The sequence below is a fragment of the Singulisphaera rosea genome, assembly GCF_054877945.1.
Genome location: NZ_JBTYIP020000012.1, coordinates 101433 through 116123 on the forward strand (window position 1 = coordinate 101433; position 14691 = coordinate 116123).

Below are 14691 nucleotides of genomic sequence, written 5' to 3' on the forward strand. Positions count from 1 at the left end.
CTTTGGGCCGCGACCTTCTGAAGCCCCCGATCGATAAGTTGCAGGACACGGCGGGCCGGTGCGACACTCCGGGACTTTCTGTCGAGGCGGCCCGATCGGGGGAGAAACGAAGCACGCTTTGCTAAAATCGATCTCCGAGAGTTACGGACCGGGTAGGGCGAGGTCTTCCCTCCTTCTCGGCTCCTGGCCATTCCAATCCTCGACGCTCGCGGATCCGGTCTCTCCGCCCCGTTGCGAAGGCCGATCTCGTGGGCGAGCCCGACCACGGATCCCGTCCCTTGCACGACATCACCCCGCTCGTCTTGATCAACGCCGTCGGCCTGACGGGCCGGCTACTCGCCCTGGCCCCGAGGCTAAGCTCGCTCGCCGGATCGGGCTGGCAACGTCCGCTCCGCGAAGTCCTGCCCGCGGTGACCTGCACGGCACAGGCGACCTTCCTCACGGGCCGATCGCCCGATACGCATGGGGTCGTCGGGAACGGCTGGCTCTATCGGGACACGGGCGAGGTCCGATTCTGGCAGCAGTCGAACGCGCTGATCCAGGCCGAGCCGCTCTATACCACCGCGCGACGGCTGGCCGAGGCTCGGGGCCAAAAGTTCCGGACGGCGAAGCTCTTTTGGTGGTTCAATCAGGGGGCAGACGTCGACTTCAGCGTCACTCCGAAACCCCACTACGGCGCTGACGGCAACAAGGCCTTCGGGATCTCCGGCACGCCGGAGGGCCTGACCGATCGGCTCGAACGCGATCTCGGCCCTTTCCCCTTCCGCACCTTCTGGGGACCGACGGCCGGCCTCCCTTGCACCCGCTGGATCGCTCGATGTGCGTCGGCGTTGCTCGAGGCCGAACGCCCCGAGCTCTCCCTCGTCTATCTGCCCCACCTCGACTACGACCCCCAACGCTTCGGCCCCGAGGGTTCCGACCTCCCGCGACTCGTCCGAGAGCTCGACGACGCGTGCGGAGAAATCCTCGACGCCGCGAGTCGTATCGGAGCCAGGGTGTGGGTCGTCAGTGAGTATGGACACATCCAGGTCAATCGCGCGATCCCGATCAATCAGATACTGCGTCGCGCCGGACTACTCCAGGCCCGTCCCGGTCCGTTCGGAGAAGTGCTCGACACGTTCGGCAGCCGCGCGTTCGCGGTTTGCGACCATCAACTCGCCCACGTCTATGTCCGAGACACTCAGGACCTTGGGCGTGTCCGGGACCTGCTCGGGGCTGAGGCCGGGATCGCCCGGGTTTTCGGAGGCGAGGAACGTCGAGAGGTCGGCCTCGATCACCCGAGGTCGGGAGAGCTCGTGGTCCTGTCCGAGGCCGATGCGTGGTTCGCCTACCCCTACTGGCTCGACGACAAGGTCGCCCCCGACTTCGCGAGGACCGTCGACATCCACCGCAAGCCAGGATACGACCCTTGCGAGCTCTTCTTCGACCCGCATCTGGCCTGGCCCAAAGGGAGGGCGATGATGAGACTAATCCAGAAGAAACTCGGATTCCGCACGCTCTTCGACGTCGTCCCGCTCGACACAGGCCTGGTCCGCGGGAGCCATGGACTCCTGGCCGATCTCGTGGAAGATCGTCCGATCTTCATCGGTGATGGCCCGGCCCCCTCGGGGGCGGGAACTCTCGAGATGACCGAGGTCTACCGGTACGTCCTCGACGCATTGATCCCGGATGCCGGGCTCGACGAAGCGCCCGTGCGAGGTGTGGGAAAGACTTGACCAGCGAACCAGCACATGCGGGCTTTGAGGATTCCTTTCACGAATGGAATCGCTCACATAAACGAACTTTGAATCTCGAATTCCAAAGGAGAGTCCTGGCGAGTCGAGGACTCACCAGGACTCTCCGTCCGATCGAATAGGTCTCGAAGCTCGATCGCCTCGCGAAGCCAGCAACGTCTTACCAGGAACCTCCCTGTCCCTTGTCCTCGTCCGAGGCCTCGCCACCCCAGTCTCCCGAGGCGTCGGAGTCGTCCGTCGAAGAGCCCCAGTCGCCTGAGGTTCCAGACTCTTCGGGCAAGCCCGAATTGGGATCATTTCCCCAGTCACCCGATACACCTTCGTCGGACTCAGGGGAGGGAGAATCCCGGTTCCCATCGGCGCCGGGCTCGGACCAGGCCCCAACATCGTCAGGGGGTGCACTCTCTCCCCCAGACCAGTCGCCGCCCGAACCTGCGTTCCGGTCGTATTGTTCCTCGGGCGGACTCGGCTCGATCACGGGAGGGGAGGGCGGTAGGACCGCCCCCGACTCGTGGTGAGGGGGGAGGACATCGGCCGGGGCCTGGTGCGGCCTGCCGAACTGGTCGTAAAGGATGTTCCCGGCGATGGCTCCTCCGATGCCCCCCAACACCCCGCTCATGAGGCCCCCTCCAGAATGCGCCGGCGGCGGGGCGGGGTATCCCGGAGCATAGCCGGCCGGAGGGTATGGGGGTTGCTGACCGGGATATCCCCCCGGGGGATATGGGGGCTGAGATCCGGGATATCCCCCTTGGGGATAACCGGCACCCGGCCCGTAATAAGTCGGCGGACCACCCATGCCTGGGGCAGGGCCTCTCGCAGCGCCGTAACCGGGCGTGGAAGGCTGCGGAGCTTCCTGTGGTCTCGGAGGCGGGGTATACATATCCTGCGGCTGTGCCCGGTTCGATGAGCCCTTGCTCACGAGCCAAAGCACAAGGAGGATTCCGGCACCGGCCCCAAGGATCCAAATCCAGGTCATTCCACTCCCCTCGACTGGTGCCTCCGCCGGGATGGCACCCGGCGCCGGGGGTGCAGGGGTTTTCGCTCCGGCACCCTCGGCGGGCGTCGGGATTGCGACTTGGCCCGCACGACCCGTTGACGCTTGAGTCGGTTCGGCGGACTTTCGTATTTCCGCGATGGCCTCGCTCAGGCCTCGATCGAAGTCGCGGGCCTTGAAGGCCCCGAGGAAAGCCTGGACGACCCCGTCGACCTTCGACTTGGAGAACGTCGCCTCCGCCGACCGGCTGGGCTCAATCCAGATCCGGTGCGGTTCCTTGGAGATCAGAACATACAGCCCGTGGATCTTGATTGCGGCCGCGTTGGCGATGGCCTGCTCCTGGATCGGGCGGCCTTCGAGCGAGTCGACGGTGTCGATCGCAACCTGCCAACGGGTCTCCCGGTGGATGGCACGTAGTGCCTCGTCGGCCCGACGAATGGCGTCGGGCGAAAATAAGCCGGCCTTGTCATGGACGCCGACGCGGGGATCCACGACCTGTCCCCAACCCGTCGAGGAGACGAGGGAAAGGACCAGGATGCTCAATATCCGCCATTTCATCGTCGTTCCTTTCTCCCGAAGACTCAGAGAGTTGGCCGTCGGCCAGTCATTCGTAGGTTTCCGCCCGATCTTTTCCGGAGATCGCACGTTTCCTCGAGCCGCTTTCCTGTGTGTCCTCAGGTTCGCGCTCATCGTAGCAAGACGGGGGCCGTCATGCGACCGATCGCGGTTATTCCGTGTTCCACGGACAACCTCGACGCCACATGTTATTATCATTTAATTGAATTTTGTCTTGATTCAAAGTGCAACAGGCTCCGGCCTGGCCCGACCCTTGTGATCACAGGAGCGGAGAGAGGAGTCGGACGACATCCTCGGCGAGGGCACGGAGCCGGTCCCGGACCGGGAGCCCGCTCGAGGACTCGGCCATGAGGCCGTGAATCCACTCAGCGGTCGCCTCGATCTCGGGGCGGGAATAGAGGAAGGTCGCCACTTCGTAGTTGAGGAAGAGGCTCCTCATGTCCATGTTGGCCGACCCCACGATCGCCATTTGGTCGTCGATCAGGACGACCTTGGCGTGGAGCATGCCGGGGCGGAAGAGGAGGACTCGACCGCCCGACTCGTGGACCTGCCGCATATAGCTCGCACGGGCGAGGTCGGCCATCAGGTGATTCGAGTGCGCGGGGATGACCAGGCGAACGTCGACCCCTCGTCGAGCGGCGAGGTCGAGGGCCTTGGCCAGGGTCTCGTCGGGGACGAAGTAGGGCGTCACCACCCAGAGCCGGCGGGTGGAGGCGAAGGCAGCGGAGACGAGCGCTTCGTAGAGCGGGTCGCCGGCCACATCGGGGCCGCTGGCAACAACCTGGGCGACGCTGCCCCCGGATTCCGTCGGCTCGAAGCCGATCTCACGACGCCTGAGGTCCTCACTGGTGGCGAACTTCCAATCCGAATGGAACAGTTCGGTGAAGTCGGCGACTGCCGGGCCGGAGATCACCAGCGAATAGTCCCGCCATCGCGTGACCGAGGGGGTCGCCCCCATGTACTCTTCGGCCAGGTTCATTCCGCCGGTTAGGGCATGCCGACCGTCGACGACCACGATCTTGCGATGATTGCGGAGATTCGTCCGGCCTCGAAATGGGATGTGGAGGATCGGCATGAAGTACGCGATCTTTGCCCCCGAAGCGAGCAGGGGAGCAAGGAAACGGCGGCGAACCCGCACGCGCCAGGAGCCGACGTCATCCATCAAGAGCCGCACCTCGACTCCCGCCCTGGCCCGTGCCGCGAGCCGCGCGACGATCGCGGTGCCGACCTCGTCCGGTCCAAGGATATAGGTAGTGATGTAGATCGTCTCGTTGGCCCGGTCGATGAGCGCGATAAGTTCTCGATAGGCGTCCTCGCCGCTCGTCACGACCCGGATCCGGTTCCCGGTCGTCGGCGGCGAAACTCCATGCGTCTGGAGGATGCGCTCGGTCGTACCTCCCAGGGTGTGGGCGGGGGGAGGTCGGCGGTTGCGATAGACGGGCTCCTTCCTCCTGGCCCTCTGCCGCATCTTCCGGCCGCCGAACGTCAAGTAGAGCGGGACGCCGACGTAAGGGATCAGCAGGATCACGAGGAGCCAGGCGATGGTGCTCGAGGGAGAACGCTGCGACCGGAGCAGGTGGGCCAACAAGATCAGCGCGAGGCCGAAACCGAGGGTCGTGAGGAGGGGCGGTAAGAGCCAGTAGTGATCGTGAGGCAGGTAATCCGACACGCAACGAACCTCTTCCCGGCTCCGGCACTCGGACGAGTCCGGCACCGCACCGGGACGATCGAGGGGCAGGGCGTTGGGCGCGGGTGACGGGTGGGTTGTTCTCGATATTGCGGGAGTCCACCCCGTGGAAGTCTATCACGCGCCGGGCTGCGTGCGGGGAGGGGTGAGTACGCAACGGAATCCGAGGTGGGAAGCCCCGCTATCGGTCGCTCCTTTGCCTCGGGCACCCGGGAGATAGCGGGTGCAGTAGAGGTCGCTGCAAAGAAACGAGCCGCCCCTTTGCACCCGTTTGGGGATCCCGGGCTCGTCGGGGTCGTGGCTCGACTCGGGCCCGCGCGGGTCGTGGCGTTTTCGGACGTCGTACCCGGGTCGATACCAGTCGGAGCACCACTCCCAGACGTTGCCCGCCATGTCCTGCAGGCCGTAGCCGTTGGCAGGAAAGGAGCCCGCGGGTGCGGACCTTGAATAGCCATCCCCGACGGTATTCTCGACCGGGAACTGGCCCTGCCAGTTGTTCACGCGCCACTTGCCCTCCGGCAGGAGTTCGTCACCCCAGCAGTAGCGCTTGCGGTCGAGGCCGCCCCTGGCGGCGAATTCCCACTCGGCTTCGGTCGGGAGCCGTTTGCCGGCCCATTTCGCATAGGCCGCGGCATCGTCCCAGCAGACCTGAACGACCGGGTGATCTTCTCGCCCCTGAATCGAGCTCTCAGGACCTTCCGGGTGCTTCCAGTTGGCCCCGGGGACATACCGCCACCACGAGTACGGCTCGTCCAGGGAGACCCGGCCTGAGGGGGGCGTGAAGACGAGCGAGCCAGGCACGAGCAGCTCCTTGGGCGCCCCGGGGAAGTCCTTCGGATCGGGGGCCTTCTCGGCGACGGTCACGTAGCCCGTCTCGCGGACGAACTGCTCGAACTGCCGGTTGGTCACCTCGGAGCGGTCCATCCAGTAGCCATCGAGATCCACGCGATGGACGGGTTGGGCATCCGAGGACGTCGCGTCCTCGGCGCCCATCGAAAAGGTCCCTCCGGGGATCCAGACCATCCCTCCGGGTGCCGGAGCCGAAGGGACCGGCGTCGGAGGATACTCGGGCGTTTCCTCGGCTACGGTCGGCTCCAGGACGGGGCGAGTGGTCGGCTTAGCGACCGTCGAATCGGCCGGCGCATTCGGAGCCTCGCCACACCCGAAGGTCACGAACATCACCGAGGCGACCGCAACACCCACCACGCCAACCGGGATGGCCCGAAGCCGGAGGATCCGACGGCCGGAACCCTGGTAGACGACACCCGACTCGTTAATGGCTTTAGACACGGACTCGCCTCTGTCCCTGATCAACCCAACGAAAGCCCACTCACCACACCGGGGGATGTCCCCGAACGTCCCGGGTTCCAGTATTCGAGGACTCGGCCCGATTTGCAATCCGACCGGGTGGTCCGCGGGATCGGTCCCAGGCTCCTCGACGGAGACGAGCGTCTCCGAAGGCCTGCACATTCGGACTTGTCAGGGAAGCCGCTGGACGACGACATACATCGCGCCGGTCGTCTTCCCTGCGACGGTAATCGAGGGTTCCAGACGACCCGATCCGGCGGGGAAACTGACCGTGTCGAACGAGCAGGAGGCCGCACCGGCATCGAGGTCTTTGTGAAGATGGACATCGCCAATGGTCAGGTCCGCGGAGCCGGGGGCCGGGCGTGCGGCGAACCTGAGATCGACCCGATAACGTCCTTCTCTGGCGACTTCGACCTCCCAGTATCCGAGATCATCGGCCCCCCATCCGGCTCGGGGCCCTCGCCAATCCTGGCGAGTCAGGGCGGTCGGGTTTTCCTCGGGCGCCCCGAGAATGATCCGTGGTGGAACGAATTGACGCGTCTTACTCACGTCGTCGTACCAGGCGTCGTAACGAGATCGGAGGCTCGCAACCACGTCGGGTGAGCCTTCGGCGAGGTTGTGGAGTTCGTCAGGGTCGTCCTTGAGGTCGTAGAGCTCCAACGGAGGCTCGACGGGACGAAGGGGGGTCACTTCGGGCCGAAGGAGCTTGTAACGATCCGTGATTGCGGCGAACGCCCGTTCGCGTTGCGGGGTATCACCGCGGTGCCACTGGGCAAACAGGGTCCGCTCCGGCCATTCGCGAGCGTCCCCGGACAGTAGTGGTAAGAGGCTGCGGCCATCGAAGGCGATTTCCGAGGGTTTCTGGACCCGGCAGGCGTCGAGGAGTGTCGGGGTCAAATCGACGGCCCCCGCGATCGGCCCCACGATTCGCCCCGCCGGCACACGTCCAGGCCACCGGATCAGGCAAGGGACTCGGATCCCTCCCTCGTACACGGTCCCCTTCAGCCCTCGCATCCCGGCGTTGTATCGAGGTTGCTGCGGCCCGTTGTCGGTCAGGAAGACGACGATGGTGTTTCGAGCCAGTCCCCGATCGTCGAGATGCTTCATGAGACGGCCGACATTCGCGTCGATGTTGGCCACCATGCCGTAGACCCGGGCCGTGGTGTCGGGTTCTACCTCGTTCGGCAAGGGAAAGCCGCCGGTCGGCAGGGCCTCGCGCCTCAGGTCCATCGCCTTGTAGACCTGGTAATCGGGTTCGGGGACCTGGAGTGGCGTATGTGGCGCGTTGAAGGCGAGGTAGGCGAAGAACGGGCGGTCGTGCGTGTTCGAGACGAATTCGATCGCGGCGTCGGTAAAGACGTCGCTGCAATACCCCTTTCGCGTCTCTTCTCGGCCGTCGTGCTGGAGGACCGGGTTGAAGTAGCTGCTCCCCCCCGGTTCGGGCGGGTCGGAAGGCTGCCCGATGCCGCCGCCTCGGAGGACCAGCGACTCCTGGAATCCCTGATCTTGGGGGCGAAGCGGGTAATTGTCACCGAGGTGCCACTTCCCGAAGATCCCCGTCCGATATCCGGCGGCCGAGAGCATCTCGGCCAGCGTCACCTCGTCGGAGTGCATCATCGCTCGGCCGAGGTAGGTGTCGACGACCCCCGTTCGATAAGCGTATCGTCCCGTGAGCAAGCACGCCCGTGTCGGGGCGCAGACGGGCATGACGTAGAACCGGGAAAACCGAGCCCCTTCGCTCGCGAGTCGGTCGAGGTGGGGAGTCCGGAGCTTCGGGTTGCCGTTCAAGCTCAGGTCGCCGTACCCCTGGTCGTCGGTGATGATCACGACGACGTTCGGCCGGTCTCCGGTTGCTCCGAAGGAGACCCGGACGAAACTTGCCGCGACGAGTATCGCGCCGAGATATCGCAACGTCATAGCCAACCGCTCCTCGCCGCCCCGGTCCGAAGGTGATGGGCACTCGCTTTGGACGAGTTTGTGGCAAGGAGGCCGTGATCTCAAGCCGGAACCCCGCCCTCCCTCGGCGGAATAATCCGCCCATCCGTCCCGACCCTGGAACGAGTTGTCCCAACCCGAAAACTCCTCTGTAGAACATTGGAAGAGATTTTTCGTAGAATGACCACATTGGCCATTCCGGCGCAACCTTCCGAAGGTTTTGAAGCGTGAGCTCACCCCTACGTTCGGCGAGACCGATCGCATGGATCCTCGGGGCCTGGCTCTGCCTGGCCGCCTTGCTGATCGTGCTCGGGTCCAGCTGGAACCGGGATTCCCCCCGAACCGATTCCGAGGTTCCTCGACACGCGACGCTCCACCGCGAGCACGGATTGCATTCGAAAACGGTCGCCGTCTCCGCCCTCGACCGTGAGCGACTCGACGGGTTGGAAGACGACGACGAGCGTTGGAAGACGTTCAAACCCGTCAAGGGTCTGTCGAGCAGACCAACAACCATTCGGCAGGAACGGCCTTCCTCCTCGGGTCTCCCCCCTCGCACCCTGGCCTCCTCGCCCCTGGGATCGTCCACCACTCGATTGCGCTGCTAATCGGCACCGGCGTTTCTCCCACCCCATCGCCCGGCGACTTCCGCCGCCCCTCCCCAACGTGGCCCTAGCCGAATCGCCCTCCTATGGGGGGCTTGGTGGCCGTTGCTTCCCCTCTTCGACCCGCTCAGCGAGGCCCTACCGTCATGGTCCGCGCCATCATTACGTGGAGTCTTCACAATCGACTCGTGGTGATCCTCGGGGTCATCGCACTTGTGGGGATCGGGATCCATTCGGCGAACAACCTCAACGTCGAAGCCTACCCCGACCCGACCCCTCCGCTGGTGGAGGTCATCACCCAGAACCCGGGCGCGAGCCCCGAGGAGATGGAGCGCCTCGTCGGAATCCCCCTCGAGACCGCGCTCAACGGCATGCCCGACCTCGAGGACATGCGCAGCACCTCGGTCGCCGGCCTGAACGACATCAAATGCCAGTTCGCTTATGGGACCGACTACAAAGCGGCTCGCCAGGAGGTTATCAACCGGATCGCCGCCGTCGGCAACCTCCCGCCGGGTGTGACCCCGGGCCTCTCGCCCTGGAGCCCGACGGGCGAAATCGTGCGCTACGTCCTCGAAGGGCCCGGGTATACGACGAATCAGCTCAAGGCCATCCAGGACTGGGTCTTGACCCGGGCGCTTAAGACCGTGCCCGGCGTCATCGACGTCACGGGGTACGGCGGGACGGTCAAGCAATACCAGGTGCTGGTCAGCCCGAGGTTGCTCCGCCAGTACAACGTGACCTTGCAGCAGGTCGAGGACGCACTCACGAAGTCGAATGCGAATGTCGGCGGCGACCTGCTCATGCTGGGGAGCCAGTCGCACAACGTTCGGGCCATCGGCCTGCTCGGCGAGGGGATCGACCCGCTCGACCCCGCGAACGTCGATCGCGCATTCGAGATCGAGGCGGAGAAGCTCGACGACATCAACAAGGTCATCGTGGCGACGTCCGGTGGGGTGCCGATCTACGTCAGGCAGGTCGCCCAGGCGATCGTCGGCCACCGTCCCCGACTCGGCCTCGTCGGCCGTGGCGACGAGAACGACGTCGTCGAAGGCATCGTTCTGATGCGCAAATATGAAAAGAGTTTGCCCACTTCGGAAAAGGTCCAGGAGAAGCTCCAGGAGATCGAGCGGGAGAAGCTCCTGCCCAAGGGGATGAAGATCCGCGTCTTCAACCAGCGGACCGACCTGGTCCACGTCACCACCCACAACGTGCTGCACAACCTGGTCGTGGGTATGGCCCTGGTCGTGGCGGTCCTCTTCGTCTTCCTCGGCGACCTCGCGAGCGCGGGTATCGTCGCGGTGATGATCCCGCTGGCATTGCTGTTCTCCGTGGCGGTGCTCTTCGCCCAGGGCAAGTCGGCGAACCTGCTGTCGATCGGCGCGGTCGACTTCGGCATCATCGTCGACAGCTCGGTGATCATCGTCGAGAACATCTATCGCCACATCACCGCGAGGACTGCCGACCGGACTCGACCGTTGATCGAGCGGATCGCGGATGCCTCCCACGAGATCGAGCGGGCGCTCTTCTTCTCGGCCGCGATCATCGTGTGCGCCTTCCTGCCGCTCTTCGTGATGACCGGCCCGGAAGGGGCCCTCTTCGGGCCGATGGCGAACACCTATGCGTTCGCGATCTTCGGGGCCCTCTGCCTGGCGCTCACCCTCGCGCCGGTGCTCTGCTCGTTCCTCTTCCAGAACAAGAAAGAAGAGACCGACACGTTCGTCGACCGCTTGATGAAGCGGCGCTACCTCAAGGCCTTGAACCGGGTCCTGGACCATCGCTACCTGACGCTCATGATCATGGGGGGCCTACTCGCGTTCACCATCACCCTGATCCCCGGCCTCGGTGCCGAGTTCATGCCGGAGCTCGAGGAAGGGAACCTCTGGATCCGGGCCTTGATGCCGAGGACGGTCTCGCTCGAGGAGTCGGCCCGGATGGCCCCGAGGCTCCGCGAGGTCATCGCGTCGATCCCCGAAGTTCGCGGCGTGATGTCGCACGTGGGACGCCCCGATGACGGCACGGACGTCACCAGCTTCTTCAACATCGAATTCAACGTCCCGTTGAAACCGATGGAGCAGTGGCGGAAAGGGATGACCCGCGAGAAGATCCAGGACGAGCTCATGGCTCGGTTCAAGGAGTTCCCGGGGCTCGACTTCAACTTCTCGCAGCTCATCCGCGACAACGTCGAGGAAGCCCTCTCCGGCGTGAAGGGGGCGAACTCGGTGAAGCTCCGCGGGAATGACCTCAACACCCTGGAAGAGACCGGCCAGAGGATCGTCAACATCCTCCGAACCGTTCGGGGGATCGAAAACGTCGGGTTGTTCCACATTGTCGGCCAGCCCAACCTTGAAATCGCGATCGATCGCGATGCGTGCGCGTACTACGGCGTCAACGTGGCCGACGTCGAGGCGGTCATCCAGGTAGCGATCGGAGGTCGAGCATTCACGCAGATGGTCGAGGGCGAGAAGCTCTACGACATCGTCCTGAGGCTCCCCCACGACCTCCGCGACGACCCGACCGTGATCGGCCGGATCCCGATCGACGTCCCCAGCTCGGACGGCGGGCCGGGGACGCGCATCCCGCTCTCGCAACTGGCCAAGATCAACCCGCACAAGTCGGGGGCGTCTTATATCTATCGCGAGAACAACCGACGATATATTCCCATCAAGTTCGCCGTCCGCGACCGAGACCTCGCCGGGGCGATCGCCGAGGCCCAGCGAAAGGTGCTTGACCCCAAAACAGGGGCGAAACTCCCCCAGGGGTACACGATCGTCTGGTCGGGCGAGTTCGAACAGATGCAGGAGGCCAACGCGAGGCTGATGTGGATGGTGCCGCTCTCGATCACCCTCATCATGATCCTGCTCTACACGGCCTTCAACTCGCTCAAGGACGCGCTGCTCGTCATGGCCAACGTCGTCGCCGCGACCATGGGGGGCGTCTGGGCGCTCCGACTCACGGGGACACACTTCAGCATCTCCGCGGCGGTGGGCTTCATCTCGATCTTCGGCGTCGCCGTGCAGGACGGCGTGCTGCTCATCTCCTACTTCAACCAGATGCGAGCCGTCGGGATCCCGGTCCGCGAAGCCGTCATGCGAGGGGCCGAGCTCCGCGTCCGGCCCGTGGTCATGACCTCGTTGACGGCCGCGCTCGGGCTATTCCCTGCCGCCCTGGCCGAGTCGATCGGCTCGCAGGCGCAGAAGCCGCTCGCGATCGTTGTGGTGGGGGGGATGACCGTCACCTTGATGCTCACCCGATACTTGATGCCCGTCCTTTACAGCTTCTTCCCCGCACCCGCGGGGCACGCCCACGACGAGCACCAGGCCGAGTTGATCGAGGGGTCGCACTACACCGACGAAATCCTGAACGCCCAGTCCAGCAACGGCCACCATAGGGCCTGAGCCGGCTGGGCGGATCAGAGTCGGACGATCCTCACGCGTCGGAAGGGCTCGCCCCGACCGTCCTTGAGGATCGTCTGACGTCGTAGGCGACGACCGCGAAGAGGAACAAGGTCAGGGCCATATGACATCCGACCCCTCGGGCGGTCTGTGATAGCGTGCCGAGCAGTGAGACGCCGACCAAGGCGATGAGCAGTCGACGCCGATCCGCGAGATAGAGCGCCGCCGGGAGGTTCCAGAGGAAATAGTGATGCCAGCAGATCGGCGTGCTGGCGAGCATCAGAGACGCCGTGAGTGCGAACATCGCCAGCCAGCCTCGCCCCGGGGTTAGCCGACTCGCCGGACGAATCGAGGCGCACCAAACGACGATCATGAGGGCGAGTATCCCGAACCACGCCATCCAGACGGTGTCGAGGGGCCATCGGGCTACTGAGACGCAATGGCTCGGCCGAGGCATCCCGATCTCACCGAAGGTCCTGGCCAGGACGATGGGCAGGCTCTCGTTGTTGGCGCGGAGGTCGGTGTGTCGCGCGACGAGGTGCCAGGGTTTCTCGTGGTCCTGGATCCATTCCCACTGCTCGAGGATGGCCGTGCGCCCGCCCGACCATCCCGCCGCGCCGATGACCAGGCTCAAGGCTAAGGACAGGGTCAGCAGCATCCCTGCCCAGACCGCTCGGGCTCGGCATCTGGAGACGATCGTCGTCCAATAGAGGATGGGGAGGATCTTAATGAGGCCCGCGAACCCGACCAACCCCGTGCCGACGAGGGCCTTCCCTTCCTTGACCGCCGCAAGGCCTGCGGAAACCAGGAAGATATTGATCGGATCCCCTTGTCCGAGGACGAGGGCATCGACGAAGGCGGGGAGGACCAGGAGCCAAGAGAGTCGCTGTCGGACGGGTTCGATCCCGGTCAGCCTCGCGAGCTTCCCGGGCAAGGCCAGGACCGCAGCGATCGAGAGGATCGCCCAGATCGCCGCCGCCCAGCCGATCGGGAGGCTCGCGATGGGCGAGAGCAAGGCGTGAAAGGTGACGGGATATCGAGGCTGGGCCTCGACCGCGAACTCGCCCGTCTTCCACACGTGTCGGGCCACGTTATACGGATATTTGAAGTCGTTGCTCCGCTGGGCCCCGCGGAACGTCACATATCCGAGGAAGAACGGGAGTCCCCCCCACGCCAGTCGACGCAACCGCGATTGCCATGTGCGATTCATCAATACCTTTCGCGGCCAATTCGACGGTGACCGATACGCTCCTTGCGAGTCTCGTGAGCCCCGAAGTGCGGCCGACTTGAATAGGCCGAACATCCGTCCTAGGATCAACTGGCTCACGTGCCAATCGAGACGGTGCTTCGCGCGCACCGACGGTTGTTCGACGCCGAAGGCCGACCGCGTCGGGCACCGGTCGCGGTCATCGCGGGATACGTCCGAGGCGACCTCGGGGACGTCACGCGACAGGCTTCGATCCGTTTCGGAATCCGGCCGCCGCTCTGGAGGAATGTAGTCTCATGCGAATGGCCCTCTCCCTCGTGGTGATCGCCCTCATCACGAACGTCCCTGGATCGGCGCACGCCGATCAGCCGAGACCGGCCGGGGATGCCGGTGGCACAGCATCACAAAAGGACGCCGAGAACGCAATCCGGGCCACGGATGACGCCTACCTCCGCGCCTACAACTCGGGGAACGTCGAAACGATCGCCGGCCTCTTCACCGAAGACGCCGAGGTAGTCGCCCACGATGGCCAGACGATTCGAGGGCGCAAGGGGATCGCCGAACTATTCACCTCGATCTTCGAGGAAGGCCCGGGCAACAAGCTCGAGATCAAGGTCGACTCGCTCAGGTTCCTCGGCCCGGACGTCGCCATCGAGTCGGGCGAATCGACCCTCAGCCCGGCGAAGGGGGGCCAGCCCGATCTCGGCAGGTTCACGGCGATCCTCGTCAAGCAGGACGGGCACTGGCTCCAGTCGTACGTCCGGGAAGATCCCGATCCCACGATCAGCCATCATGACCGTCTCAAGGAACTGGAATGGATGGTGGGTGAGTGGGTCGAGGAGAGCCGATTCGCGGTCATCTTCACCAAGTGCCGCTGGTCGGAGGACAAGAACTATCTCCTCCGCGAGTTCACCATTCAGGTTGATGGCAAACCGCAAATGACGGGCAACCAGCGGATCGGCTGGGACGCGGCCCACGATCAGTTTCGCTCATGGAGGTTCGACTCCGACGGCGGCTTCGGCGAAGGAGCCTGGACCCGGAGCGACAAGGATTGGGTCGTCAAGTCGACGGGTACGAGCCCCGATGGTCGCCGGGAGACCTCGACGCTCATCCTCACCGCGGTCGACAAGAACACGGCCCGGTGCAAGCTCGTCGACCGGACGATCGGCGGCGAGTCGTTGCCCGACATCGACGAGATGACGCTGGTGAAGCGTCCCCCCCAGCCGAAGTGAAACCTCCAGCATCCGACACGCTCAC

9 protein-coding genes are annotated in these 14691 nt (G+C 64.8%); 4 read left to right on the forward strand and 5 right to left on the reverse strand.

Going from position 1 to position 14691, the window contains the following annotated elements:
- Positions 1 to 287: 287 nt before the first annotated feature.
- The gene (locus tag ACYOEI_RS20575; protein ID WP_462851569.1) at positions 288 to 1715 is read left to right on the forward strand and encodes an alkaline phosphatase family protein; all 1428 of its coding nucleotides are present in this window, start codon (positions 288 to 290) and stop codon (positions 1713 to 1715) included.
- 178 nt (positions 1716 to 1893) lie between these two features.
- Here the strand turns inward: ACYOEI_RS20575 and ACYOEI_RS20580 are convergent, their stop codons facing one another.
- From ACYOEI_RS20580 to ACYOEI_RS20595, 4 genes are all read right to left on the reverse strand, one after another.
- A complete protein-coding gene (locus ACYOEI_RS20580) occupies positions 1894 to 3285 on the reverse strand; it encodes a TPM domain-containing protein (RefSeq protein WP_462851439.1) in 1392 nt (463 codons plus the stop codon).
- A gap of 277 nt (positions 3286 to 3562) precedes the next feature.
- Positions 3563 to 4972 (reverse strand): phospholipase D-like domain-containing protein, encoded by a 1410-nt coding sequence (locus ACYOEI_RS20585; RefSeq protein ID WP_462851440.1) that lies wholly within the window; start codon positions 4970 to 4972, stop codon positions 3563 to 3565.
- A gap of 135 nt (positions 4973 to 5107) precedes the next feature.
- Positions 5108 to 6280, reverse strand: a complete 1173-nt coding sequence (locus tag ACYOEI_RS20590; RefSeq protein WP_462851441.1) for a formylglycine-generating enzyme family protein — start codon at positions 6278 to 6280, stop codon at positions 5108 to 5110.
- A gap of 189 nt (positions 6281 to 6469) precedes the next feature.
- Positions 6470 to 8215, reverse strand: coding sequence for an arylsulfatase (locus ACYOEI_RS20595; protein ID WP_462851442.1), 1746 nt, complete (start codon positions 8213 to 8215; stop codon positions 6470 to 6472).
- 245 nt (positions 8216 to 8460) lie between these two features.
- On the opposite strand from ACYOEI_RS20595, the gene ACYOEI_RS20600 reads away from it, so the two are divergent.
- Positions 8461 to 8838 (forward strand): hypothetical protein, encoded by a 378-nt coding sequence (locus tag ACYOEI_RS20600; RefSeq protein WP_462851443.1) that lies wholly within the window; start codon positions 8461 to 8463, stop codon positions 8836 to 8838.
- 143 nt (positions 8839 to 8981) lie between these two features.
- Positions 8982 to 12230 (forward strand): efflux RND transporter permease subunit, encoded by a 3249-nt coding sequence (locus ACYOEI_RS20605; RefSeq protein WP_462851444.1) that lies wholly within the window; start codon positions 8982 to 8984, stop codon positions 12228 to 12230.
- A 31-nt stretch (positions 12231 to 12261) separates the two neighbouring features.
- Here the strand turns inward: ACYOEI_RS20605 and ACYOEI_RS20610 are convergent, their stop codons facing one another.
- A complete protein-coding gene (locus ACYOEI_RS20610) occupies positions 12262 to 13437 on the reverse strand; it encodes a glycosyltransferase family 87 protein (protein ID WP_462851445.1) in 1176 nt (391 codons plus the stop codon).
- A 293-nt stretch (positions 13438 to 13730) separates the two neighbouring features.
- On the opposite strand from ACYOEI_RS20610, the gene ACYOEI_RS20615 reads away from it, so the two are divergent.
- A complete protein-coding gene (locus ACYOEI_RS20615; protein ID WP_462851446.1) occupies positions 13731 to 14666 on the forward strand; it encodes an SgcJ/EcaC family oxidoreductase in 936 nt (311 codons plus the stop codon).
- The last annotated feature ends 25 nt before the right edge of the window (positions 14667 to 14691 follow it).